Origin of the sequence: Corynebacterium frankenforstense (assembly GCF_030211955.1) — a bacterium.
Taxonomy (GTDB): domain Bacteria; phylum Actinomycetota; class Actinomycetes; order Mycobacteriales; family Mycobacteriaceae; genus Corynebacterium; species Corynebacterium frankenforstense_A.
Window position 1 is genome coordinate 1 of record NZ_JASODI010000004.1, and the last position, 24,606, is coordinate 24,606.

Sequence of the window (24,606 nt, forward strand, 5' to 3'; positions counted from 1 at the left end):
GGGGTTGATAGGCCGGATCTGGAAGCATCGTGAGGTGTGTAAGGTGACCGGTACTAATCCGCCGAACAAACACAAACACAACAACTGAAGGATTCGTTGTTGTTCGCGTCCCACTCTCCGGTATCTGACACGCCACACGGGTCACTGTTATTTTGGCCCGCCGGTTTTGGTCGTGTCGGTGGTTATAGTGGTGGGGAAACGCCCGGTCCCATTCCGAACCCGGAAGCTAAGCCCGCCTACGCTGATGGTACTGCACTCGGGAGGGTGTGGGAGAGTAAGTCACCGCCGACACCACAACTCAAAAACATATAAGGAAAGCACCCGTTGCCGGTTATCACCGGTGACGGGTGCTTTTCCGTATGCGCATATTTTCTCCGATTGGATTTCAATGGTGAACCGGGGTATTGCGCGCTATTTCGCATTCGTTTTTTGAGGCGGATTTTAATTCCAGCCTGCGGTGCGGAAAACCCGCGGCTTGCCGCTCAGGGGATCGGTGAACGACAACTCCACCGACTTCAGCATCAGCGGGCGGTCGAACTCGCCCCAGCCGTCGGGGCGGATCTCGGGGTAGAGCGGGTCGTTGCAGATCGGCACGCCGGCGGAGTTCATGTGCACCCGCAGCTGGTGCGTCTTTCCGGTCCTCGGATGGAGGCGGTAGACGCCCCAAGGAGGTCGGGTGGAGGTTTCGGGACGACAGGATCCGTCGACGATCGAGTGGTCTCCCGCGAAGGGGACAACCGACTCCAGTTCGGTCACGGCGTTGACCTCCCCGGGCACCTCACGGGCCTGCAGCACCCCACGGGTCTTCTCGATGCGGCTGGACAACACGATTCCACCGTCGGGGCCCTCGCGCGCGGCCGGCAGGCCGGCGCCCAGTCGTGCCGCAAGCCCCGCGTCAAAGCGCGCCACGGCCTCATAGGTCTTGGACACCTGTCCGGACTCGAAGAGCCCCTGGTAGGCGCCCCTGATCTCGCGGTGGTTGGTGCACAGCACCAGACCCGAGGTCGCCCGGTCCAGGCGGTGCGCCGGCGTGATCTCCTCGTTGCCGGTCGCCCGGCGGAGCCGCACGACCAGCGTCTCGGTCACGTACGCGCCGCGCGGCATCGTCGCCAGAAACGGCGGTTTGTCCACCACCGTGACGTCATCGTCGGCGTAGATGACCTTCAGCTTGCCCGGTACGGGTACCTCGGGCGCGGGCATGCGGTAGAACCACACGTCCGTGCCCGCGGTGAGTTCCTTGTCTGGGGCGAGCGGCGCGGCGTCGGCAAGCACCACCTCGCCGCGAGTGAAACGCGCCCGCACGGCCGTCTCGTCGTCATGGGGGTGGCGGTGGCGCTGCCCGCGCACCGCGGCACTCACCAGCTCGAAGGCGGTCACCGTGCGGCCCTCGGGCACGCGCAGCCGGCTCGCCGTCAGCCCGTCGCGCGGCGGCAACGGCGCCGATCTCCTTCGGCGACGGGGGAGGGAGGCGGGCGTCGATCCGGGGGTCGCACGCCCGTCCTTCCCCGGCGTCGCCGGATCCCGGGCCGTTGAGCCCGGATAAGGTTCGTCGCTGTGTAGTACCATTGTCGGCATGGATCTTAACGCAATTCTGACCCCCATCGTCGAGTTCTTCTCCACCGACCTCGGCCAGGTCATCGGCCGGTTCCTGACCGCCGTCTACGAGTTCCTCTACCCGGCGAACTCCGAGGCCCCGCACGAGGTCGTCATCCCGGAGTAGGACTCCGGCCGCATCCCCCGTGGTGACGGGGTTCCTTCGGGCTACCCCGTGTGGGCAATGCCATCGACAACATCCGTCACCCCCGGAATGTAGACTGAAAGTGTGAGACGCGGTCGTCTCCGTCGGATGAGCGACCGGGACAACACCGAGAACCATTCGACTCACAGAAAGGTCGATCAAGATGCCTCAGGAAGACATCATCGTCGTAGCCGTCGACGGCTCGAAGGCCTCGCACGTTGCGGTCCGCTGGGCGGCGAACACCGCCATGAAGCGCGGTGTGCCGCTGCGCCTCGCCTCGAGCTACACGATGCCGCAGTACCTCTACGCCGAGGGCATGGTCCCGCCGCAGGAGCTCTTCGACGACCTCCAGGCCGAGACCATGGAGAAGATCGACGAGGCCCGCGAGATCGCCCACCAGGCGGCCCCGGACATCAAGATCGGCCACACCGTCGCCGAGGGCTCCCCGATCGACATGCTGCTCGAGATGTCGAAGTCCGTGACCATGATCGTCATGGGTTCCCGCGGTCTCGGCGGCCTGTCCGGCATGGTGATGGGTTCGGTCTCCGCCGCTGTCGTCTCCCACGCCTCCTGCCCGGTCGTGGTCGTCCGTGAGGACAACAACGTCGACGAGACAACCAAGTACGGCCCCGTCGTCGTCGGCGTGGACGGCTCCGAGGTCTCCCAGAAGGCCACCGAATTCGCCTTCGCCGAGGCCGAGGCCCGCGGCGCCGAGCTCGTGGCCGTCCACACCTGGATGGACATGCAGGTCCAGGCCTCCCTGGCCGGCCTCTCGGCCGCCCAGCAGCAGTGGGAGGAGATCGAGGGCGAGCAGCAGCAGCTCCTCGACGAGCGCCTCGCCGACCTCGTGGCCAAGTACCCGAAGGTCGACGTCAAGAAGCTGATCACCCGCGACCGCCCGATCCGCGCGCTGGTCGACGCCGCCGAGGGCGCCCAGCTGCTCGTCGTCGGCTCCCACGGCCGCGGCGGCTTCAAGGGTATGCTGCTCGGCTCCACCTCGCGCGCCCTGCTGCAGTCCGCGCCCTGCCCGATGATGGTGGTCCGCCCGGACACCCACTAGGCGCTCAGCGTGCCGGTATAACGGTTCGATGAATTAATCGCGCCAAACGCCGTCGATCCTGGAAACGGGGATCGGCGGCGTTTACCATTGGGGCGGGCGGTCAATGTATCGCACACGTAATAAAACAATTCAGAGCAAAGGATACTCATCATGCTGGGTCTCGGAATTATCGGTTGGATCGTCATCGGTGGCCTCGCCGGCTGGATCGCCTCCAAGATCAAGGGCACCGACGCTCAGCAGGGCCTCCTGCTGAACATCGTCGTCGGCGTCGTCGGCGGCCTCATCGGCGGCTGGCTGCTCGGCTTCTTCTTCGACGTCGAGTCGGCGGGCTGGTTCTTCAGCTTCCTGACCTGCCTCCTGGGCGCGGTCATCCTGCTGTCGATCGTCCAGTTCTTCACCAAGAAGAAGTAGCACCGTCGGCGGAATTACATTCCGCCTCGGGACAGAAACCCGTCGGGCACCAGCCCGGCGGGTTTTTCGTGGCGCGGGGTCGGTGCGGACTGCGCGACGCCCGGGTCGTGCGCCCCGCGCGACTTCCACCCCCGCCGCACGGACGCGCCGGGGCCGCAGCCCGCGACGTCGTCAATCTCACGGGTGTGGACCGCCCCCACCAAATGAAGTGAACGTACCGGTTTGTCTAGTATGGTGGTGCACGGATTCGACGGAAACCACACCCGAAAGGACGAGCAGCCAGGTGGCCACCTCGAGCACCACGAAAAAGAAGAAGGCGACGGGAACGGGCCGTAAGACCGGCCGGCGCCGCTCGCGGCCGAGCCCACGCGAGCGCCTGTTGGCCTCCGCGACCAACCTGTTCACCACCGAGGGCATCCGCGTCATCGGCATCGACCGCATCCTGCGCGAGGCCGACGTGGCCAAGGCGTCGCTGTACTCGCTCTACGGTTCCAAGGACGCGCTGGTGGTGGCGTACCTGGAGAACCTCGACAAGAACTGGCGCGAGGCGTGGGCCGAGCGCACCAAGGAGATGACGGACCCGGAGGACAAGATCCTCGCGTTCTTCGACCAGTGCATCGACGACTGCGAGAAGGAGAACTTCCGCGGCTCGCACTTCCAGAACGCCGCCAACGAGTACCCGCGGCCCGACACGGACTCCGAGAAGCTCATCGTCGCCACCGTCATGGCGCACCGCCGCTGGTGTCAGGAGACGCTGACCGCGCTTCTCGACGAGAAGAACGGCTACCCCTCGGCCTCCCAGGCCAACCAGCTGCTCATCTTCCTCGACGGCGGCCTGGCCGGCGCCCGCCTGCTGCGCGACGTAGCACCCCTGCGCACTGCGCGCGACCTGGCCCGCCAGCTGCTCTCCGCGCCCCCGGCCGACTACTCGATCTAGCCGGAGCTCAATTTCCGACGCCGTCCTGGTCGGCGTCGGCGCGCCCTAGCCGCGCCTGCGATGGCGCCCGCGCTGCGCGCGGTCGGTGCGCCGGGCGCTCTTCTTCACGCGGTGCCGGCCGCCCTTCTGCGCGGGTGCCGCGGGTTCGGCGGGCGCTTCCGTTTCTCCGGTGGTCTTTGCGCCCTCTGCCTCGGCCTTGTCGTTCTCGGCCTTGGCCTGGGCCTCCTTCTCCTCGCGCTTCTTGCGCGCCGCCTCGAGCGCGGCCGCGTGCATGGCGAGGAACTTCTCGCTGTCGTAGGGGATCAGCGTGGCGTCCTTCTCGGGACCGGCCCACTGGCGGGCGGCCGTCAGCCCCTTCTTGGCCTGCAGCTTCTGCGCGCGCATGAAGCTGCGCTCGCGGCCCTTGGCCTGGGCGCGCGCCTTGGCCGCGACCTTCTTGAGGGCCTTCTGCTCGGCCTTCTCCTTCTTGTGCGCCTTCTTCTCCGCGCGCAGCTCCCGGTGCAGCGCCGGGGCCTTCCACGGCGCGACGAACATCAGTGCGCGCTTGCCGCGGCGGCGCCACTTGGTCCGCCGGCGCTCCGCGCTGCGCTCCTTGTGCGCGCCGCGGCGTTCCCTGCGGAAGGCGCGGAACTCGTCGGTGATCGGGTAGCGCGTCTGCAGGAAGAAGTACATGATCGCCTGCTGGCTGAGCGTCCAGAGGTTGTTGGCGAACCAGTACAGCACGATCGCCACGGGCAGCGGCCCGTTCCAGCCGGCGTTGAAGAGCATCAGCGGCATCAGGATGAGCATGCCGATGAAGAAGCGGTTCATCACGATCGCCGAGCGCGAGTCCCAGTTGAACTGCTCGAAGTTGCGGAAGATCGATAGCCCCATGTTCAACGTCGTGAACGAGACGGCCAGCACCAGGATCGGCAGCACGAAGTGGGCGACCGCCGAGCTGGTGGTGCCGAGCTCGGAGAGCAGCGCCGGGTCCATCGTGCGGTAGGCCGGCAGCGGCACGTCGCGCACCGTGGTCTCCAGGAAGGAGGCGACGTCGTCGGAGTTGAGGAACCCGATGCCGGAGTGCTCGGCGTCGATGCCCTCCTCCGGGCGGGCCATGCGCACGATGACGCGGTACAGGCCGAGGAACGCCGGGATCTGGATCAGCGGCGGCACGCAGCCGGCCAGCGGCTTGTAGTTGTAGCGGTCGTAGAGCTCCCGGGTGCGCCGCTGGTGCTCGGCCGCGCCGCTGCGGTCGGTGCGCTCGCCGAGGTCCTCGTTGATCTGCCGCAGCTCCGGCATCATCAGCGCCATCGTGCGGCCCGACTTGTACTGGAACCAGAAGAACGGCGTGATCAGCCCGCGCACCGTGATGACCAGGCCGACCAGGGAGAGTACCCAGGCGATCGAGCCGTCGAGCCCGAGGACCGAGTGCAGCAGCAGATGCCACAGCTTCATGATCCCGGAGACCGGGTACGCGAACGCGTCGAGCACGCGGGGGACCTCCCTTCAGGCCCGAGAGTCGGGGCGGTTGCCCTGAGCGGCGGTGGAGTACAATTCACCTATGATACGTGGCCGCCACAACTCCCCGGAGGCGACACGGGAGCGCCCCAGGTTGAGCGTGCGGCAGGTCCGCGGCGAGCTGCTCGTCATCGTCGGTGCGCTGTGTCTGCTCTTCGCCTTCTACGAGTCCTTCTGGACCAACCTCGAGTCCGGCCGCCTGCAGGACGACAAGGGCACCCACCTCGACGACGCCTGGGTGGCCGCCCGCGACAACCCGCGGCGGGTGATCCAGCCCGAGGCCGGCGACGCCTTCGCCTGACTGACCGTGCCCGCCTTCGGCTCCGACTTCCGCTTCGCCGTGGTCGAGGGCACCGACGACGCCGCGCTCAAGGCCGGCCCCGGCCGCTACCCGAGCACCCAGATGCCGGGCGAGCCGGGCAACTTCGCCGTCGCCGGACACCGGGTGGGCAAGGGCGCGCCCTTCAACGACCTGGGCCGCCTGGAGATCAGCGACGAGCTCGTCGTCGAGACCCGCGAGGCCGTCTTCACCTACCGGGTGCTGCCCATGGACGCCGACCCCGAGGGGCGCCGGGCCGCGGCGGAGGCGTGCCTGGCGCCCGGGCAGGTTGACCGGGTCGCCGCCGGCGACTACGCGGGGATCTTCGGCCGCCAGATCACCACGCCCTCCGACACCTCGGTGCTCGAGCCGCTGCCCGGCGTCGCGGGCGCCGTCGAGCGCGACGGCCTGGAGTCGCTGATCACGCTGACGACGTGCCACCCGCAGTTCTCCAACGCCGAGCGCATGATCATCCACGGGATGCTCACCGGTGTGGAGACCAAGCCGGGCGCCCCGCAGCCCGCGGCGGCCGAGGGGGACTCGGGCGCGGCGGCCGAGCCCGCACCGGAGGAGCCCGTCGAGCTGGCACCCGACGAGGCCGCCGAGACCGCACCCGAGGGAGGTGAGTGAACCGATGATCCTCTACCTGTGGCAGCGCATCCCCGGCCCGAGGGCGATCAAGGCGCTGGTGGCCCTGGCGATCCTGGTCGGCCTGTTCTTCCTGCTCATGGAGGTCGTCTTCCCGTGGGGCTCCACGCTGATGCCCTACCAGGACGTCGCGGTCTCCTGAACCGCGGAGGCTAGAGCCCGAGGTTGGCGATGACCTCGCGGGCGACCGCCTCGGCCTTGACCGACTGCGCCTGGTCGCTGAAGACGACCACGGCCGTCGGCCCCTTGGTCACCGCGTAGAGCGCACCCCACGGCGCCTCGACGAGCTCACCGCCGGTGCGCCCGCCCGACCAGCCGTCGATCTCCTCGGCCGGGTTCGTCTTCTCGATCGGCGCGGCGCGGTCGACCACGGCCGTCGCCTCCTCCGGCGAGGCCATGTGCCGCACGCTGACCTGCAGCTGCGGGTCCTCTCCGTAGGACCAGAACACGCAGGCCGGGGTGGTGGACCGCTCGTCGATGCCCTGCCCGGTGCCCTTTTGGCCGTTGGTGCGCGCCACCCACTCGGAGTCGAGGTAGGGGCACGCGGCACCGTTGTCGCGCCCGTCGGGCACCTCGGGGTCCGCCGCCACTGGCAGCCCGTCCGGCGCCGCTGCGCCGGCGGCGTCCGCGCCGCCCTCGGAGCCCACGGCGACGTCGGTCGCGGCGGTGGTGGGCGCGGCGTCGTCAATCTCTTGCCCGCCCTGCGCGGAGCAGGCGGTGAGGGCGACGACGGCGCCGAGTGCGACGCACGCGGAAAGGCGCGGCAGGCGCCTGGGTAGGCTACGGAGCATGAGCACCAGCTTAGAGCGGCGCGCTCCCGAGGCTGCCGGGGGCGAGGGGCTGCGCAACGGCCAGTACATCCTCACCTCGGTGGTGCTGATCCTCTCGGTGGTCGCCAGCATCGAGATGCCGGTCAACCTCGCGCTGCTCAACCTGCTGCTGTGCGGAGCGTTCACCTTCGTCTACTTCTCCGGCACCGTCGACTGGCCGCGTTGGCCGGCGCTCGCCCAGTGGGCCTGGGTGACCGCGCTGAGCGTGGTGTGGCTGCTGATGCTGCCGGTCAACGACGTCTCGATCTATTTGATCCTGAGCCTCTTCTTCGTCTACCTGGCCGTCTTCAACGACTGGCGCGGCGTGGCCGCCGTGGTCGCCGCGACCCTGATGTCGATCCTGATCCAGATCCCCGACGGGCTGACCCTCGGCGGCGTGGTGGGCCCGGCCATCTCGGCGCTGGTGGTCGTGGCCATCCACGTCGCCTACCGGAAGCTGTGGCAGGTTTCGCGGGAGCGCAGCGAGCTGATCGAGGAGCTGATGGCCACCCGCAACGAGCTCGCCGAGACCCAGCACGCCGCCGGCATCGTCGCCGAGCGCGAGCGCATCGCCCACGAGATCCACGACACCGTCGCCCAGGGCCTGTCCAGCATCCAGATGCTGCTGCACGCCGCCGAGCGCGACCTGGCGGCCACCGGGCTCGACGAGGAGGCCCAGGCGCCGGTGCGCATGCGCATCGACCAGGCGCGCCAGAGCGCCCAGGACAACCTCGCCGAGGCGCGCGCGATGATCGCCGCGCTGCAGCCGGCCAGCCTCTCGGAGGGCTCGCTCGAGGACGCGCTGCGCCGGGTGGCGCGCAGCTTCGGCGCCAGCGGCGAGATCGACATCGACGTCGACGTCGAGGGCGATCCGGCCGTGCTGCCGATGAAGGCCGAGGCGATGCTGCTGCGCGTCGCCCAGGGCGCGGTGGGCAACGTGGTCAAGCACTCCGGGGCCACGCGCGCGCGCATCACACTGAGCTTCCTTCCCGACGCGACGCGTCTCGACGTCGTGGACAACGGCCACGGCTTCGACCCCGAGGCGCTCGCCGAGCGCCCGGCCGGACTGGGGCATGTGGGCCTCGACGCCATGCGCCGGCGCGCCGCCGAGGTCGGCGGGACGCTGACCGTCGAGTCCAGCCCGGGCAGCGGCACCGCCATCTCGGTGTCCGTGCCCGTCGCCGAGGGGGAGGAGCCGGGCGCCGGCGACGGTGCCGCCGGTGGTGCGGCGGGCGGCGCGCCGGGCGGCGCCGGGGCGCGCGGCTGACGCCGGCTTCCCCCGGTCGGGGGTTGGCCTACTGAAGGTGGGTGTCTAAACTCAACCAAAGAAGTACCCCCGTGCCCGGAATGATCCCGGGCGCGGGGTGCGGCCTGGCCGGCCGCCCCAGACGATCACACAGGTGAGGAGATGCCGTGGCGCGAAGCGTGATCCGAGTGCTGTTGGCCGATGACCACGAGATCGTCCGGATGGGCCTGCGCGCCATCCTGGACGGAGCGGAGGACATCGAGGTCATCGGGGAGGTCGCCACCGCCGACGCGGCCATCTCCGCCGCCCAGGCCGGCGGCATCGACGTGATCCTGATGGACCTGCGCTTCGGCGCCGGCGTGGAGGGCACCAAGCTGACCACCGGCGCCGAGGCCACCCGCGAGATCAAGGCCCGGATGAGCCACCCGCCGAAGGTGCTCGTGGTGACCAACTACGACACCGACGCCGACATCCTCGGCGCTATCGAGGCCGGTGCCGTGGGCTACCTGCTCAAGGACGCCCCGCCCGCCGAGCTGATCGCCGCGGTGCGCTCTGCGGCCGACGGCGACTCCGCGCTCTCGCCGGTGGTCGCCGACCGCCTGATGACGCGTGTGCGCACCCCGCGCTCCTCGCTGACCCCGCGCGAGCTCGAGGTGCTCAAGCTGGTGGCCGCCGGCTACTCCAACCGCGAGATCGGCCAGGAGCTCATGCTCTCCGAGGCGACCGTGAAATCGCACCTGGTGCACATCTACGACAAACTCGGCGTGCGCTCGCGCACCTCGGCGGTGGCCGAGGCCCGCGAACAGGGTGTCATTTAAGTCCTGTCTTCGGTTATGCACCGCTGAGTTGGTGGCCTGAGTTCGTGGCGTGAGGGCCTGAGTTAGTGGCCCGGGTCAGAGGCCGCGGAAGCCCCGGTGCCGTTCTCTATTTTCGGGGAACGGCACCGGGGCTTTCACGTGGTTGTGGCGCTGGCCGGGTGGCGCGGCGCCGGGGTCTAACTAATGCGCGCGGTTTTAGTGCGCGGCGTTGTAGGCCTCGATGATCTCGGAGGGGATCTTGCCGCGGTCGGCGACGTTCTTGCCCTGCTCCTGGGCCCACTTGCGGATCTCGCGGGCCTTCGAGCCGCGGGCCGCACCGCTGCGGCGGCGGCTCGAGCTGTTGGAGCCGGCGCGCACCGGGGTGGCCTTCTCGATGTAGGGCTCGAGGACCTTGTGGAACTCCTCCGCGTGCTCAGGGGAGAGGTCCAGGGTGTAGTGATTGCCGTTGACGCTGAAACGGATCACTTTCATCGTGTTCTCGTCCAACGGAGTGTCATCGAGATCGTCAAAGTACTGGACGACTTCCTTGCGTGCCAATTGGTTCACCTCAATAAATCCATTGTCTTCGTGGATGTTCCGGAATCGGCCACGGGTAAGGACCGGAACGCCAATTCCGCTATCGTTTTTTATTTTGCACGTTTGGTGGGCATTCGGCAATACACCGGAATTTGAAATAGGCGGTATTGCATCACAAAAAGGCCGGGGCGGAAAATCCCGCCCCGGCCGTCACAGGGGACATTCTGCGTAACAGAACGCGGGCGCCGTCTTCGCGGTGCGGGCGTGAATCAGGCCAGCTTCGCGTGCACCTGGTCGGTCAGCGACTCGAGGTCGCGGCCGATGGCGTCGTGGGCGCGGCGGCGCTGCTCCGGCGTCATGTACTCGGCGTTGTCCACGGCGGTGGCCAGCTCGTCGAGGCGGTTGTTGACGTCCTCGCGGAAGCCGGACTTCAGCGGGGCGTCCTTGACGGAGTTGCGCACGCCCTGGATGCGCGCCTTCAGCGAGGCGCCGTAGCCGGAGAACTGCGCCAGCTGCTCGGAGGTGACGCCGTAGCGACGCGCCCGGCGGGCCTCGAGCTGCTCGCGGCCGGCGGTGACGGCGCGGTAGACGACCGGGATGAGCAGCGGGGTCAGCAGGCGGGCGGCGCCGGCCCAGCGCTTGACCTTGTCCTTGCTGAAGCGGCCGGCCTTAATCTGGGCCAGCTGGTTCTCCGCCATCTTCTTCTCGTGCTTGCGCCGGGCCTTGAGCCCCTTCTGCTCGGCCTTGATCAGCTGCTTCTCCTGGCGGGCCAGGAGCTTCTCCCGGCGCTCGGCGGCCTTGTGCCGGGCCTTGACCTCACTGGCCGCGCGCTTCTTGGCGGCCTTGATCTCGGCGGTGGCGCGCACGCGGCTCTTGTGCAGGGAGGAGAGAATGCCCATGGTGAACGAAGTCCTTCGGGTAGTCGGCGTCAATTTCCCGGGGTCAAAAAGGGGCCGGGGCGGTGTTTCCGTCCCAACCTTACCCGCCGTCTCCGACCGCGACCCGGGGATCCACGCGGTCCGGGGCATGACTCGCACGCTGCCGCGACCGCGGCGGGTGGGGGAGTACCGTCAGGCCGCCTCGGCGGGGTGCCGCCGCTGCCAGAGCAGCAGCACCACGGCCACGGTGGTGACCAGCAGCGAGCCCAGGGTCAGCCAGGCGATCAGGCCGGACCAGCCGAAGCTCAGGAAGATGAAGCCGCTGACCCAGCCGATCACCGAGGAGCCGACGTAGTAGCAGAACAGGTACATGCTCGAGGCCTCGGCGCGGTTCTCGGTGGCGATCGCTCCGACCCAGCTCGAGGCGATCGAGTGCATGGCGAAGAACCCGGCGGTGAACACGAAGAGGCCCGCGATCGTCGCCGCCAGCCACGGCAGCGCGCTGAGCAGGACGCCCGCGACCATGGAGGCCGCGCTGACGGCCATGACGGGGCCCTTGCCGAAGCGTGAGGCGTAGTTGCCGGCGCGCGCCGAGGACCAGGTGCCCGACAAATACATCAGGAACACCGCGCCGACGAGCGCCTCGGAGAGCCCGAAGCGGTCGATCATGCGGAACCCCATGAAGTTGTACAGGGAGACGAACGTGCCCATGCCCGTGAAGGCGGTCAGGAACAGCAGCGCCAGACGCGGGTTGGACCAGTGGCCGACCATCGCGCGCAGCTCGGAGCGCGCGTGGATCTCCTTGGGCCGGAAGAACCGCTGCTTGGGCAGCAGCGCCCACAGTGCCGCGGCCATGACCACGGCCCACAGCGCGGCGGTGAGCATCGCCCAGCGCCACGTGGAGAACTCCAGCACCCCGGCCGGGATCAGACGCCCCGTCAGCCCGCCGACCGTGTTGCCGGCGATGTACAGGCCCATCGCCCGCGGCAGGTCGCGGCCGTCGATCTCCTCGCTCAGCCAGGTCATCGCCACCGCGGGCACGCCGGCGATGACCGCCCCCTGCAGGCCGCGCAGCGCGATGAGCACCGCGGGGTCCGTGAAGGCGGGGATGAGCAGGCCGAGCAGCGAGGCCAGTACCGCCGAGGTGATCAGCACCGGCCCGCGCCCGAGGCGCTCGGAGAGGATCGAGGCCGGCACGATGCACACGGCGAGCATGCCCGTGGCCGCCGAGACCAGCAGCGCGGCGGTGGAGGCATCGATGCCCAGCTCGCTGACGAAGGTCGGCAGGATCGCCTGCGTGGAGTACAGCGCGTTGAAGGTCGCCAGCCCCGCGCACAGCATCGCCAGCGTCGCGCGCCGGTAGCCCGTCGTGCCGTGGCGCAGGCCACCGTCGCCGACGTCCGCGCCCGCCTCGGGCGTGGCCGGGGACGCCGCGTCGCGCGCGGCGTCGGAAATCGGTGCGTGCTCGTCCCTGGATGCGGCCATGGCAGCATCATGCCCGGCACGCGCCCATGAGTAAAATGTCAGAAACAGCGCTAACCCATGCAGGAAGTGAATGACATGTCCGAGGTGACGCTCACCGACCTCTCCGGGTTCCTCGCGCTTGCCGACGCCGCGGTGGCCGAGCGTGCGTCGCTGACGGACGTCGCCGCCCAGTTGGGCGTGTCCCAGCCGACGCTGTCGCGTCGGATCAGGCGCGTCGAGGAGCACGTCGGCGCCGAACTCTTCGACCGCGACGGCCGGCGCATCGCGCTCAACGCGCGCGGGCAGGCCTTCCTCGACCACGCGCGCCGGGCCGGCCACGAGATCGAGCGCGGCACCGCCCTGGTGCGCCGCCTGATGGACCCCGAGCGCGGCACCGTGCGCCTGGACTTCATGCACTCCCTGGGCACCTGGCTGGTGCCGCGGCTGCTGCGCAGCTACCGCCTGGCGCACCCGAACGTCGAGATCGCGCTGCACCAGGGCGCGGCGCGCCACCTGGTCGACCGGGTGCTCAGCGGGGCGGCCGACGTCGCGCTCGTGGGACCCGCACCCGCCCCCGAGCTGCGCGACCGGCTGCGCTGGCACCCGCTGCGCGCCCAGCGCCTGGCCCTCGCGCTGCCGCAGGAGCACCGGCTGGCCGTCGGTGCCGCGGGCCGCCCGCTGGCCCTGGGCGAGGTCGCCGAGGAGCCGTTCATCGGCATGCTGCCCGGCTACGGCACCCGCATCCTGCTCGACCGGCTGGCAGCCCAGGCGGGCTTCCGGCCGCGCTTCGTCTTCGAGTCGATGGAGCTGACCACGGTGACCGGGCTGGTCTCGGCGGGGCTCGGAGTGGCCCTTCTGCCCATGGATGACCCCTACCTCGCGCCGACCGGGCTGGTGCTGCGCCCGCTGGACCCGCCCGCCTACCGCGATCTGGGCGTGGTGTGGCGCCGCGAGACCCGGCCCGCCCCGCCGGTGGACCAGTTCCGCAGATTCGTCGTCGGCACCGCTGGCGACGACGCCCCGGGTGCGGGATGATCGGACGCATGACACAGGGCACACCGAACGGATCCGACGGCAACCGCTGGGAGGAGGGCAACCGGTGGGAGCAGGCCGACCAGGGTGATCCGGGGCAGTACGGTCCGGGCCGGCCTGGGCCGCAGGACCAGTACGGGCAGGAGCGGCACGGTGACCCCGGTCAGCCGGGCCAGTACGGCCAGGGGCAGTACAGCCCGCACGACCAGCCCGGGCTGCAGGGTCAGCCCGGGCCCGGCGGCGGCCTGCTCGAGCAGAACGCGCTGATGTTCCAGCAGGTCACCGGGTTCATGAGCAACAACTTCGAGGTCACGGACCTCGTGGGAACCCCGGTGGGCCAGATCATCACCGGCGGCTCCGGGCTGTCGCGCGCCTTCCTCGGCTCGCGCAAGCTGACCGTCTCCGAGCTGGACGGCACCCCGGTCGTGCTCGTCGACGACGTCATCTCGTTCGGCTTCGACCGCTTCACCCTCGCCGACCCCAACGGCAACGAGCTCGCCCAGCTCAAGACCAAGCTGAGCTTCCTGCGCACGCGCGTCGGCATGGAGCTGGCCGGCGGGCACAGCATGGAGCTGACCGGCAACGTGCTCGGCTTCGAGTTCAACTTCGAGATCGACGGGCGCCAGGCCGCGCGCGTGACCCGGGAGTGGGCGGGCGTGGGCCGCGCCTTCCTGGGCCACTCGCGCTACCGGCTCGACATCGACCCGGCGCTGCCGGCCTGGTTGCGCGCCGCGGTCATCGGCGGGGTCGTCGTGCTCGACCTCATCCGCGCCAAGGCCGACAACTGAACCGGCTGCCGGGCCGGCGCGCACCGGCCCACGGCTGAACGCCGGCTCAAACGGCGCGCACCGTCAGCGTCATGCCGCGGGTGCGGTGCCCGGCGATGGTGCACCAGCCCTCGAGCGTGCCCTCCACGACGCCGAGGTCGACCTCCGTCGACTCGCCCGGGGTCAGCCTGCCCGAGCGCGCCCCGTTGGCCATGGCCAGGTCGTGGGCGGTGGAGTCCTCGTTGACCAGCTCGAGGATCACGTGGGAGCCTGCGGGGACCTCCACGATGTCGGGGGAGAAGACCATGTCGCCGGCCGTGACCTCCACCCGCACCGCGTCCGCGTCACCGGCGGGCGCCGACGCCCCTCCCGAGCCGCCCGAGCCGCCCGGACCGGCGGCGCCCGCAGCCCCGCTCAGCCCGCCGAAGCAGGCGATGAGCAGCGCGATGAGCGCCACCGCCAGCCCGGCCTGGCCCGCGGCCCCGGACGTCCCGGAGTCGCCGTCGGCACGGTCGCCGGAACCTCCGGCCCCGTCCCCCGCGCCCTCCCCGGCGAGCTGCACGCGCGCCGCGCGCACCAGCAGCACCGGCACCGCGACCAGCACGCCGACGCAGATGAAGGAGGCGAGCACCTTCAGCCAGGAGTTCTCGGCGAGCTGCCACACCGCGAACGAGAGGTTGAACAACACGACGCGGAAAACCGCGCCGCCCGAGGCCACGGCCGTGCCCGCCGGGGCGCGGTGGCGAAGCCCCACGGGGACCAGGTGGCTGAGCGTGCCGAAGAGCAGCTGCGCGCCGAAGGCCACCAGCAGCGCGGTGGTCGGCGCGGCGGGCCCGGCCGCATCCCCGGCCCGGACCACCGCGACGGTGTACCAGGCCACGATGACCACCAGCCAGACCACCGCACAGGTCGCCGAGAGCGAGGGGTAGCTCGCCTTTCCCGCGCGCAGGGCGACCGGCAGCCAGCCGGAGAGCCCCGCCAGCCAGCCGGCGGCGTAGAGCACCAGGCCCGCGCACGCCACCGGCGCGAGATCGGCCGCGAACCCGACCGCGGCCAGCAGCGAGCCGGCGGTCACCCCGCCGAGCAGCAGGTACGGGCGACGCAGCAGCCTGTTGACCCGCCACAGCGCCGGGAAGAGCACGATCAGACTGGCCGCGGCGGCCAGCCCCACGAAGCCGAGGACCATCAGGCACACGTGCGCCGGGCGCAGCCGGTTGACCAGGCCGTCGGGTCCGGCGGACATGAACGCGCCCACCGCGGCCCCGCAGGCCATCAGCAGCCAGGAGGTCACGTAGCCTGCCACCGCCGGGGCGGTGCGCGGGGACCTGCCGCAGCGGCGGGCCTGCCGCAGGCGCCCGGCGATGACCAGGGCCTGGACCACGGCGGCCACGGCGATCAGCCCCGCCCCGCAGACGGTCAGCGACCAGGATTCCGCCCAGGCCTCGGCGGCGAGGTCGGCGGCGAGCATGGCCGCTGCACCGAGGTTGAACAGCGCGGCACGCCGCCGCGGGGTCGCCTCCGTGCGTGCCCGGGGCGCGCCGGGCTCCCGCCCGCCGGTGCGCTCGCCGCGGCGGGGCCGGGGCAGGAAGCGCACCGAGAGCCGCTCGCTCCACAGCAGCAGCGAGTTGCCCAGCACGCCGAGGGTGAAGGCGTGAATGAGCACCCACCGGTAGCCGGGTAGGAAGGGGTGGCCCAGTCCCGCGACCACCAGCACCGCCAGCCAGACGGCCGCGGGCCTGCCGACCTGGTCGAGCACCGCCCGACGCAGGCCGGGGCGGTCGATTCCGGGGGTGGGGGAGGTCTCGGCGGCGGCCTTCGGCGGGTGCGTGCTGTGCATGGTGTCCAGCCTAGACGCGGTTTAACACGTTTCCAACAGTGCTAAATATTCCCGGCGCCCCGGCCGCCGGCTCCCCGCCACCCGGCCAACCTCGCCACAAAAAGCGAGACCCCGCCGGCGCACCCGGTGGTGCGCGGCGGGGTCGTGTCCCGTTTCCGGGGCGGCCTGAAGAATCAGGCCCTAAATGCCTGCCTTACTTGGTGGCCGCGGCGTAGCGCTCGGCGACGTCGTCCCAGTTGAAGACGTTCCAGACGGCCTTGACGTAGTCGGCCTTGACGTTCTTGTACTGCAGGTAGAAGGCGTGCTCCCACATGTCGAGGAGGAGCAGCGGGGTGAGGTTGATCGACAGGTTGCCCTGCTGGTCGGTCATCTGCTCGATGACGAGACGCTCACCGATGTGGTCGTAGCCCAGGACGGCCCAGCCGGAGCCCTGCAGGGACAGCGCGGCGTTGGAGAAGTGGTCCTTGAACTTCTCGAAGGAGCCGAAGTCGCGGTTGATGGCCTCGGCCAGCTCGCCGGTCGGCTCGCCGCCGCCGTTCGGGGACAGGTTCTTCCAGAAGATGGAGTGGTTGGTGTGGCCGCCCAGGTTGAAGGCCAGGTTCTTGGACAGGGCGCGCACGGTGTTCTGGTCCGTGCCGTCCTCGCGGGCCTTCTCCAGGGCCTCGAGCGCAGCGTTGGCACCGTCGACGTAGGTCTTGTGGTGCTTGTCGTGGTGCAGCTGCATGATTTCGCCGGAGATGTGCGGCTCGAGGGCGTCGTAGTCGTAGGGGAGATCGGGGAGCTCGTAGACAGCCATGGGTTAACCGGTCCTTTCGTGGTTGCTTTTGTCTGGGGCGCGGCCGTGACGTCGGTGACGTCCGCCGCGCGCCGTGAGCCCCATGATAGGACTTTCCGTGGGCGGTGCAAGGGTTCAATAACTTGGATTAATTACTTCAAATATCGCTAACTTCGCCGCCTCCGCGCGCCCGTCCGCAGTGCTAGCCTGGCGCGCATGTCGTGGCTGTTTCCCCGTACCCCTGAGCTCGTCGACCCCGCCGACGCCCTGCGCGGCGGCGACGCCCCCGTCCTGCCCGAGCCCGCCCCGCACGCCGTGCTGGGCACGCCGATCACCGGTGTGTGGGAGCCCGGCCAGCGCAGCGTGATCGTCGGGCTCGGCTGCTTCTGGGGCGCCGAGAAACTCTACTGGCGGACCCCGGGGGTCGTCTCGACGTCGGTCGGCTACGCCGGCGGGGTGACCCGCAACCCCACCTACCGCGAGGTCTGCACCGGGCGCACCAACCACGCCGAGGCCGTGCGCGTCGTCTTCGACCCCGAGCGCATCACCCTCGAGCAGGTGCTCGCCACCGGGCTCGAGGCCCACGACCCCACCCAGGGCTTCCGCCAGGGCAACGACGTGGGCACCCAGTACCGTTCCGTCATCTACACCGAGGGTGAGAGCGCGATTGACGACGCCGCGCTCGCCCGCCGTCTGGTGGCCTCCTACGGCGAGCGCCTGGCGGACGCCGGCTTCGGCGCGGTGACCACGGAGATCATGCCGCTGGCCGAGACGCCGGCCGGCGAGTTCTTCCTCGCCGAGGACGAGCACCAGCAGTACCTGGAGAAGAACCCCGGCGGCTACTGCCCGGTGCACGCCACCGGCGTGGCCTGCGGCCCCGCGAACTAGGCCTTAGCGAAGGTCAGCTCGTCGAGGTCGCCGATGACGAAGGCCTCGGCGGGCAGGTCGTCGTGGCCGGTCTCGGCCGCACGCCCCGTGCGCCGGGCCCGGTCGCGGCCCGCGCCCGCGCAGCTGCGGTCGAGCAGCACCGCGCTCAGCCCCGCGTCGACGGCGGCGCGCACGTCGGTGACCGGGTTGTCGCCGATCATCACGCCCTCCTCGGGTCCCAGGCGCTCGAGCGCCCCGGTGAAGGCGCGCGGGTCCGGCTTGGGCACCCCGGCGTCCACCGTGGCCAGCAGCACCAGCCCGGGAAGCGCCAGCCCCGTCGCCTCGAGCTTGGCGGCCTGCATCTCGGAGCGGCCGTTGGTGAGCACGCCGACGGGTCTGCCCGAGTTCAGCGCGCGCACCAGGCAGGAGTGCGCGTCGGGGAAGGCCGTCCAGTTCTCCTGGTAGAGCTCCAGGTAGCGGGCGTAGAGTCCGAGCGCCTCGTCGCGGGTGAGCCCGGGGCGGCCGAGGAAGCCGCGGGCGCGCTCGACGCGCTGACCGAGGTGGTCGGTCTCGCCGCGCTCGTAGGCGGCGAACCAGCGCCGCTCGAGCACCGACCACCGCGAGATGACCTGCTCGTCGGTGCCGTCGAGGTCGTTCTCCCGGGCCCAAGCCACGCAGGCGGCCGCCGCGGCGGCGTCGTGGTCGAGCAGCGTGCCGTCGAGGTCGAAGAGGATCGCTCGCATGCCCCCGGATTCTAGCCGCGCCGCTGGTGGGCGGCCGTCCAGCGCGCCGCCCGGTCCTTCAGGGGGGCGGTCAGCTCCACGGTGGCCGCGTCGTCGAGCACCGCGGCCCAGTAGTCGAGGAACTCGGCGTGGTAGTTGTGCCCGTGGCCGCCGGGGGCGCGCAGACAGGTCAGCATGTCGACGGCGACCTGCCAGCCGGTGATCAACGGCACCCAGCGGGTGTGCACGGGCACGTCGAGGCGCTGGGCGGCGGGGGCCTCCTGCCCGCGCGCGCCGGGCTCGGCCAGCCAGTCCGGTCGGCGCAGGAAGAGCGCCGGGCCCCACCAGGAGATCGGGTCGGAGGCGTGCTGGGCCACCACGACCCTGGGGTGGGCCCACGGCTTGGGGTAGTCGTCGCCGCGCCAGTCGTGGTGCAGGTGGCTCGGGTCGGCGACGAAGCGCACGTGCTCACCGTCGCCGACCACGGGCAGGCGCCAGGGGGTGTCCCGGCGCCGGGCCTCCGTGAGCCGGCGCGTCAGACGGGTGAATGTGGGCGCACCGGTGAGCACCGCGCCGTCGGCAAGCTCGAGCAGCTCGTTGAGGTCGCGGAAGGCGTCGGCGGTGCCGTAGGCGCCCAGCGACTCGCCGGTGACGAAGACGCGCGGACGGTCCTCGGGGGCGCGCCCGGCCAGCGCGCGGCGCACCTCGGTGAAGAGTGCCCCCGCGGCCGCGCGGGGCAGCGCGCCGTCGTTGAGGTAGCTGAGCAGGCTGGGCAGGAAAGTGTACTGCATGGAGGCCATCGCGCAGTCACCGGCGGTGAGGAACTCCACGGCGTCGACCGACCAGTCCGGGATCCAGCCCGTGCCCGTCGAGCAGTGCAGCACCAGCACCCGCCGGTCGAGGCCGCCGGTGCGCTCGAGCTCGGCGACGGCGCGCCGGGCGGCGGCCTGCACGCCGCCGGGCGGCGGGGCGAGCGCGCGGCGCAGCTTCTCCTTCGAACCGGGCCCGCCGACGCTGCGGGAGGCGTCGTCGACGGCGGCCAGGCCGACGAAGACGCGCACGGGTTCCTTGGCCTCGACGCCGGTCACGGCGGTGATGTCGGCGGCGCGCGGGCCGTTGGACGTGTTGGCCCGCCCGGCCGCGCCCAGCGACTCCCAGCTCTCGGCGGACACGGGCGAGCCAGAGCGCTCGGCGCGCCAGGGGCGGGTGACCCCGCTGAAGGTCTGGCGGTCGAGGAACTCGGCGTGCTCCGCCATGCGGATGAGCACGCGGCGGGCGACCACGCGGTCGCCGACGAGCACCCAGGCCCCGGCGACGGCGGCGAGCGCGCCCAGTCCCGCGGCCCAGCGCGGGGCGACGGGCACGGCGCGGTGCAGACCGGCGCGGGTGCGGTCGAAGCCCTGCTGGGTCAGCTCGCCGATCAGGAGCAGCGCGGCGTAGCCGGCGGTGCCGGCGACGGTGCCCGCGGTCAGTTGCGCGAGCCCGCGCGGGGTGGGCATGCCCACCAGGCCGGCCTGCCTGCGCCCGCGGCGCAGGGCGGCTCCCAGCGCCACGAGCGTCGTGGCCGTCAGTCCGGTGTGCGCGGCGGCCAGCACCGTGGGGCGCACCCGCGACCAGCCGCGCGGGCGGGGCAGGCGCGCGCCGCCGTGGCGCAGCGCCCACCACACCAGTGAGGCGGTCAGGTGCCCCAGGCCTTGGGCGGCGGTGAGGTTGGTGGCCGTGGCCCACCAGGGTCGCGGCAGGAGCGAGGGGCTCAGGGCCAGCCAGGTGGCCACCTCTGCGCCGACGATGCCGGCCTCGGTGGGCCGACCCTCGGAGTCGGGGTCCTGGCCGGGCATCGAGCGCACCCCGGGCAAGAGCCCCGCGCCGAAGCCGAGGGCGCTGCGGGCGGCGGAGGCGACCGCGCGGGTCGCGGCGCTCAGGCGCTGCGCGGCCTCGGCGCGGCGGGAACGGGACGCGGCGGGGCGGTGCACCATGCCGTGAATCTTGGCAGAAGGTCCGTGTGCGCGCCGGGCATGCGTCGTCAAGCGTGAAAATAGTCACAAATCGTGCCCGTGCGGGATTTTTCCGGGCTCCAAACGGGCGCGAAACCACATGTTCGGGCATAATGGGTCTCGGTTGCCGGGGCCGCCGACCACGGGATCGGCGCCCGGGCCAGATGGACCGTCAGGGCCACCAAGACCCGAGAACCCATACGCACAACGAGCGGCCGCGACGCGGCCGCCCGCCGGGAGTCACCGCACTCCACCGAAACCGCGGTCGTCCCGGCGATAACCAAGCAACAGGGAGATGCCGCCATGAACAAGACCGTCGGAAACAAAGTCGTCCTCATCGGCTGCGGCGACGTCGGAGTCGCCTACGCCTACGCGCTGGTCAACCAGGGCACCGTTGACCACCTCGCGATGATCGACATCGACGAGAAGAAGCTCGAGGGCAACGTCATGGACCTCAACCACGGCGCCGTCTGGTCCGCCTCGCACACCCGCGTGACCAAGGGCACCTACGAGGACTGCCGCGACGCCGCCATGGTCGTGCTGTGCGCCGGCGCCGCCCAGAAGCCGGGCGAGACCCGCCTGCAGCTGGTGGACAAGAACGTCAAGATCACCACCGGCATCGTCAAGGACGTCATGGCCAACGGCTTCGACGGCATCTTCCTGGTCGCCGCCAACCCGGTCGACATCCTGACCTACACCACCTGGAAGGTCTCCGGCCTGCCGTGGCAGCGCGTCGTCGGCTCCGGCACCGTCCTGGACTCGGCCCGCTTCCGCTACATGCTCGGCGACCTCTACGAGACCGCCCCGAGCTCGATCCACGCCTACATCATCGGCGAGCACGGCGACACCGAGCTGCCGGTCCTGTCCTCCGCCACCATCGCCGGCGTGTCCATGCGCCGCATGCTGGAGAAGGACGCCGACCTGGAGCCGCGCCTCGAGAAGATCTTCGAGGACACCCGCGACGCCGCGTACCACATCATCGACGCCAAGGGCTCGACCTCCTACGGCATCGGCATGGGCCTGGCCCGCATCACCCGCGCCATCATCCAGAACCAGGGTGTGGCCCTGCCGGTCTCCGCGCTGCTGCACGGCGAGTACGGCCAGGAGGACATCTACATCGGCACCCCGGCCATCATCGACCGCGGCGGCATCCGTCGCGTCGTCGAGCTGGAGCTCTCCGAGCACGAGATGGAGCGCTTCACCCACTCGGCCAAGGTCCTGCGTGAGGTCATGGACGAGACCTTCGGCGAGGACAAGTAACCCGCCCGCGTCGCTTGACGACGCCCCGTCGGCCCCACGTCGTGCATCCGCGCGGCGTGGGGCCTTCGCCGCTGCGCGACGAAGGCCAAAAGATGCCGGGTGCGCGGAACGCATGCACAATGAGCCACGTCAGACCCCACTATGCCGCCCGGACCGGGCGGGGAAGGACCGCAGTCACGTGGACGCCCCGGAGAACCAGGAGTACCTGCGCTCGCTGACCGACCGCATCGACGACCTCATCGCGGCCGTCGAGCACGTCGGCGAGGACCACGCCGAGGCGCTGGCGAAGGTCCATCCCACCCACCGCGACGGCGCGCTCAACGTGCTGCGCTACGCGGAGCTGCGCACCCACGACCTGCGCCCGCTGCAGGCCGGGCTCGCCGACTTCGGCGCCACCCGCCTGTCGACCACCGAGCCGGCGGTGCTGGGCCGGCTGCGCGCCGCCCGCCAGGCGCTCGGCGCCTTCAACGACGAGCCGCGCAAGTACCGCTACTCCGAGATCGCCGACGCCTTCGCCCGCGCCGACGAGATCCTCGACGAACACGCCGACCGCCTGCTCGGCCCGGCGCTCGACGAGACGCACTCGCGCATCATGGTCACCCTGCCGACCGAGGCGGCCGACGACCCGGAGATCGTCAGCGGTTTCATCGCCACCGGTGCAGAACTGGTGCGCATCAACGCCGCCCACGACGACGAGTCGGTGTGGCTGCGGATGGTCGACAACGTCCACCGCGCCGCCGAGGAGGCCGGCCGCGAGGTGCGTATCGCCGTGGACCTGGCGGGCCCGAAGCTGCGCACCGGCGCGATCGTGCCCGGCCCGCAGGTCGGCCGCGCCCGCGTCAAGCGCCTGCCCACCGGCACGGTCATCGCGCCCTCGCGCATCTGGCTGAGCCCGGTCAACCGCCCGGCGCCCGCCACCCCGGAGCTCGACGGGCGCCCGGTGCTGCCCGTGCAGGTCGACGCCGAGTGGCTGGGGCGCATGGCCGTCGGCGACCGCATCACCCTGCACGACAACCGCGGCTCCAAGCGTCACTTCACCGTCTCCGAGGTGCACGCCGACGCCGACGGCGAGGGCACCCCGGCGGTGCTCGCCGAGGGCCGCCAGAACGCCTACATCGCCGAGGGCACCCTCCTCGAGCACGACTGGGTCAAGGCCCGCGCCCACGGCATCCCGGCCACCGAGCAGCGCCTGCGCCTCGAGACCGGCGACACCCTGATCCTCACCGACAACCCCGCCCCGGTCGACCCGGCCGAGCAGGACGTCCCGCGCATCGGCTGCACCCTCCCGGAGGCGGTGCGCGCCATCCGGCCCGGCGACCGCGTGCTCTTCGACGACGGTGTGATCGCGGGCGTGGCCCGCGAGACCAACGCCGGCACTGAGGGCGGGGACGGGGAGGCCGGGGGCTTCACCGAGGTCCGCCTCGAGATCACCCGCACCAAGATCGGCGGGGCGAACCTGGCCGCCTACAAGGGCATCAACCTGCCGGACACGGACCTGCCCGTGACCAGCTTGACCGACGAGGACAAGGCGGCGCTGCGCTTCACCGCCGCCCACGCCGACATCGCCGATGTCTCCTTCATCCGCGACCGCGCGGACGTCGACACCGTGCTCGCCGAGCTGCACGCGATCGTGCGCGAGGCCGAGGAGGCCGGCGACGAGGCCGCCGCCGAGCGCGCCCGCGAGCTGGGCGTGGTGCTCAAGATCGAGACCGTGCCCGCCTACGAGGGCCTGCCGGACATCATGCTGGCCGGCATGCAGCACGCGAACTTCGGCGTGATGATCGCCCGCGGCGACCTGGCCGTCGAGCTCGGCTTCGAGCGCCTGGCCGAGGTGCCGGGGCTGATCATGGCCATCGCCGAGGCTGCGCACGTGCCCACGATCATGGCCACCCAGGTCCTCGAGCACCTGGCCAGGGACGGGCTGCCCTCGCGCGCCGAGATCACCGACGCGGCCTTCGCGCTGCGCGCCGAGGCCGTCATGCTCAACAAAGGCCCGCACATCAACCAGGCCATCGAGGTGCTCTCGCGGATGTCCACGAAGCTGGGCCGCTCCCAGCGCAAGAACCGCATGCTCATGCGCCGCATCAACAGCTGGGTGCCCGAGCCGGAGCACTGACGGGCGGCATGGCTCCGCCACGCTCCCGGGGCCCGCGCTCGGCGATGCGCACGCACGCGTCGGCAAGTGCGCGGTGGCGGTCGGCGAAACCGGCCGTACGGTGCCATGATGGGGGTGTGAAGATCATCGCGCACCGTGGCTACGCCGGGAAGTACCCTCCACTGACGCGGCTGGCCTACGAGAAAGCCCTTGAGCTGCCCATTCACGGCGTCGAGACCGACATCCGCCTCAGCCGCGACGGCCACGCCGTGTGCTTCCACGACCCGGTGGTCAACTTCGGCACCGACGGCTCCGGACGCACCTCCGGCAAGACGCTCGCCGAGCTGCGCGGGCTCAACATGGGCGACGAGACGAACCCGCAGCGGATCCTCACCCTCGGCGAGCTGATCGAGATGGTCAAGGAGTACGAGGCCAAGCACCTCTACATCGAGCTCAAGCACCCGGTGCGCTACGGGCGGATGGTCGAGGAGACCGTGGCCAACGTGCTGCGCTACCACGGCGTCTCGGAGGACCCGCGGATGCACGTCATCTCCTTCTCGCCGATCGCCATCGGGCGCATGGCCAGGCTGCTGCCGAAGATCGGGCGCGTGGTGCTGCGCCGGCCGGTGCTGCGCTATCTCTACCCGATCGACCCGAAGATCGGCCGACCCGACGTGATGGGGCTCTCGCTGATCCGCGCCCACCAGCACCCGAAGCTGATCGGCGCGAAGCTGCTGCCGACCTACCTGTGGACGGTCAACGACGTCACGCAGATGAACTGGGCCGCCAACCACGGCGTGGACCTGCTGGTCACCGACGAGCCCGAGATGGCGATGTGGATGCTCGCCGGGATGGGCAGCATCGGCCGCGACTGACCCGGCGGCACTGAGCGGGGCGTCCGCCCTGCCTGCGC

23 protein-coding genes, 1 rRNA gene and 1 pseudogene are annotated in these 24,606 nt (G+C 70.9%); 15 read left to right on the forward strand and 10 right to left on the reverse strand.

Annotated features, from left to right (window positions below):
* The first annotated feature begins 174 nt into the window (after positions 1-174).
* Positions 175-291, forward strand: a 5S ribosomal RNA gene (rrf, locus tag QP119_RS03045).
* 150 nt (positions 292-441) lie between these two features.
* On the opposite strand, the gene QP119_RS03050 is transcribed toward rrf, so the two are convergent.
* The gene (locus QP119_RS03050) at positions 442-1,434 is read right to left on the reverse strand and encodes a pseudouridine synthase (RefSeq protein ID WP_284773613.1); all 993 of its coding nucleotides are present in this window, start codon (positions 1,432-1,434) and stop codon (positions 442-444) included.
* A gap of 139 nt (positions 1,435-1,573) precedes the next feature.
* On the opposite strand from QP119_RS03050, the gene QP119_RS03055 reads away from it, so the two are divergent.
* From QP119_RS03055 to QP119_RS03070, 4 genes are all read left to right on the forward strand, one after another.
* Positions 1,574-1,720, forward strand: a complete 147-nt coding sequence (locus QP119_RS03055; protein ID WP_284773614.1) for a hypothetical protein — start codon at positions 1,574-1,576, stop codon at positions 1,718-1,720.
* Positions 1,721-1,901: 181 nt separating this feature from the next.
* The gene (locus tag QP119_RS03060; protein ID WP_284773615.1) at positions 1,902-2,798 is read left to right on the forward strand and encodes a universal stress protein; all 897 of its coding nucleotides are present in this window, start codon (positions 1,902-1,904) and stop codon (positions 2,796-2,798) included.
* Between the two features lie 150 nt (positions 2,799-2,948).
* Positions 2,949-3,209 carry a GlsB/YeaQ/YmgE family stress response membrane protein gene (locus tag QP119_RS03065; RefSeq protein WP_284773616.1) on the forward strand — a complete coding sequence of 87 codons (261 nt, stop codon included), beginning with the start codon at positions 2,949-2,951 and terminating at the stop codon, positions 3,207-3,209.
* A 283-nt stretch (positions 3,210-3,492) separates the two neighbouring features.
* A complete protein-coding gene (locus QP119_RS03070) occupies positions 3,493-4,146 on the forward strand; it encodes a TetR/AcrR family transcriptional regulator (RefSeq protein WP_284773617.1) in 654 nt (217 codons plus the stop codon).
* 45 nt (positions 4,147-4,191) lie between these two features.
* Here QP119_RS03070 and yidC read toward each other — a convergent pair whose 3' ends face one another.
* Positions 4,192-5,619: a membrane protein insertase YidC gene (yidC, locus tag QP119_RS03075; protein ID WP_284773618.1), complete on the reverse strand. Its 1,428-nt coding sequence runs from the start codon at positions 5,617-5,619 to the stop codon at positions 4,192-4,194.
* 70 nt (positions 5,620-5,689) lie between these two features.
* Here yidC and QP119_RS03080 point away from each other — a divergent pair.
* Together QP119_RS03080 and QP119_RS03085 are read left to right on the forward strand one after the other, a co-directional pair.
* Positions 5,690-6,595, forward strand: a pseudogene (locus QP119_RS03080) (class E sortase).
* Between the two features lie 4 nt (positions 6,596-6,599).
* Positions 6,600-6,755, forward strand: coding sequence for a hypothetical protein (locus tag QP119_RS03085; RefSeq protein WP_284773619.1), 156 nt, complete (start codon positions 6,600-6,602; stop codon positions 6,753-6,755).
* A 10-nt stretch (positions 6,756-6,765) separates the two neighbouring features.
* Here the strand turns inward: QP119_RS03085 and QP119_RS03090 are convergent, their stop codons facing one another.
* Positions 6,766-7,404, reverse strand: coding sequence for a DUF2020 domain-containing protein (locus QP119_RS03090; protein ID WP_284773620.1), 639 nt, complete (start codon positions 7,402-7,404; stop codon positions 6,766-6,768).
* On the opposite strand from QP119_RS03090, the gene QP119_RS03095 reads away from it, so the two are divergent.
* Positions 7,403-8,689, forward strand: coding sequence for a sensor histidine kinase (locus QP119_RS03095; RefSeq protein ID WP_284773621.1), 1,287 nt, complete (start codon positions 7,403-7,405; stop codon positions 8,687-8,689). The two genes, QP119_RS03090 and QP119_RS03095, sit on opposite strands and share 2 nt — an antisense overlap.
* A gap of 158 nt (positions 8,690-8,847) precedes the next feature.
* The gene (locus QP119_RS03100) at positions 8,848-9,486 is read left to right on the forward strand and encodes a LuxR C-terminal-related transcriptional regulator (protein ID WP_075664690.1); all 639 of its coding nucleotides are present in this window, start codon (positions 8,848-8,850) and stop codon (positions 9,484-9,486) included.
* 195 nt (positions 9,487-9,681) lie between these two features.
* On the opposite strand, the gene QP119_RS03105 is transcribed toward QP119_RS03100, so the two are convergent.
* The 3 genes from QP119_RS03105 to QP119_RS03115 form a co-directional block, all read right to left on the reverse strand.
* On the reverse strand, positions 9,682-10,032 hold the full coding sequence (locus QP119_RS03105) for an Lsr2 family protein (RefSeq protein ID WP_336620400.1): 351 nt from the start codon (positions 10,030-10,032) through the stop codon (positions 9,682-9,684).
* Between the two features lie 239 nt (positions 10,033-10,271).
* Positions 10,272-10,901 (reverse strand): DUF6474 family protein, encoded by a 630-nt coding sequence (locus QP119_RS03110; protein WP_284773623.1) that lies wholly within the window; start codon positions 10,899-10,901, stop codon positions 10,272-10,274.
* Positions 10,902-11,072: 171 nt separating this feature from the next.
* Entirely contained in the window at positions 11,073-12,365 is a 1,293-nt protein-coding gene (locus QP119_RS03115) for an MFS transporter (RefSeq protein WP_284773624.1), read from the reverse strand.
* 75 nt (positions 12,366-12,440) lie between these two features.
* On the opposite strand from QP119_RS03115, the gene QP119_RS03120 reads away from it, so the two are divergent.
* Both QP119_RS03120 and QP119_RS03125 read left to right on the forward strand, forming a co-directional pair.
* Entirely contained in the window at positions 12,441-13,379 is a 939-nt protein-coding gene (locus QP119_RS03120; protein ID WP_284773625.1) for a LysR family transcriptional regulator, read from the forward strand.
* Between the two features lie 8 nt (positions 13,380-13,387).
* The gene (locus QP119_RS03125) at positions 13,388-14,164 is read left to right on the forward strand and encodes an LURP-one-related/scramblase family protein (protein ID WP_284773626.1); all 777 of its coding nucleotides are present in this window, start codon (positions 13,388-13,390) and stop codon (positions 14,162-14,164) included.
* Between the two features lie 46 nt (positions 14,165-14,210).
* Here the strand turns inward: QP119_RS03125 and QP119_RS03130 are convergent, their stop codons facing one another.
* Positions 14,211-15,980: a cupredoxin domain-containing protein gene (locus QP119_RS03130; RefSeq protein WP_284773627.1), complete on the reverse strand. Its 1,770-nt coding sequence runs from the start codon at positions 15,978-15,980 to the stop codon at positions 14,211-14,213.
* A 193-nt stretch (positions 15,981-16,173) separates the two neighbouring features.
* Entirely contained in the window at positions 16,174-16,776 is a 603-nt protein-coding gene (locus QP119_RS03135; RefSeq protein WP_284773628.1) for a superoxide dismutase, read from the reverse strand.
* Between the two features lie 195 nt (positions 16,777-16,971).
* Between QP119_RS03135 and msrA the strand changes: the two genes are divergently transcribed.
* Entirely contained in the window at positions 16,972-17,643 is a 672-nt protein-coding gene (msrA, locus tag QP119_RS03140) for a peptide-methionine (S)-S-oxide reductase MsrA (RefSeq protein ID WP_284773629.1), read from the forward strand.
* On the opposite strand, the gene QP119_RS03145 is transcribed toward msrA, so the two are convergent.
* Both QP119_RS03145 and QP119_RS03150 read right to left on the reverse strand, forming a co-directional pair.
* Complete coding sequence (locus QP119_RS03145; protein ID WP_284773630.1) at positions 17,640-18,365, reverse strand: HAD family hydrolase; 726 nt, start codon at positions 18,363-18,365, stop codon at positions 17,640-17,642. The genes msrA and QP119_RS03145 overlap by 4 nt on opposite strands.
* 11 nt (positions 18,366-18,376) lie before the next feature.
* Complete coding sequence (locus QP119_RS03150; protein ID WP_284773631.1) at positions 18,377-20,320, reverse strand: alpha/beta-hydrolase family protein; 1,944 nt, start codon at positions 20,318-20,320, stop codon at positions 18,377-18,379.
* A 321-nt stretch (positions 20,321-20,641) separates the two neighbouring features.
* Here QP119_RS03150 and QP119_RS03155 point away from each other — a divergent pair, with 321 nt between their 5' ends.
* The 3 genes from QP119_RS03155 to QP119_RS03165 all read left to right on the forward strand — a co-directional run bounded on the left by QP119_RS03155 (position 20,642) and on the right by QP119_RS03165 (position 24,568).
* Positions 20,642-21,598: an L-lactate dehydrogenase gene (locus QP119_RS03155; protein ID WP_284773632.1), complete on the forward strand. Its 957-nt coding sequence runs from the start codon at positions 20,642-20,644 to the stop codon at positions 21,596-21,598.
* Positions 21,599-21,776: 178 nt separating this feature from the next.
* Entirely contained in the window at positions 21,777-23,714 is a 1,938-nt protein-coding gene (locus QP119_RS03160; RefSeq protein ID WP_284773633.1) for a pyruvate kinase, read from the forward strand.
* A gap of 116 nt (positions 23,715-23,830) precedes the next feature.
* A complete protein-coding gene (locus tag QP119_RS03165) occupies positions 23,831-24,568 on the forward strand; it encodes a glycerophosphodiester phosphodiesterase family protein (RefSeq protein ID WP_284773634.1) in 738 nt (245 codons plus the stop codon).
* Positions 24,569-24,606 lie beyond the last annotated feature (38 nt).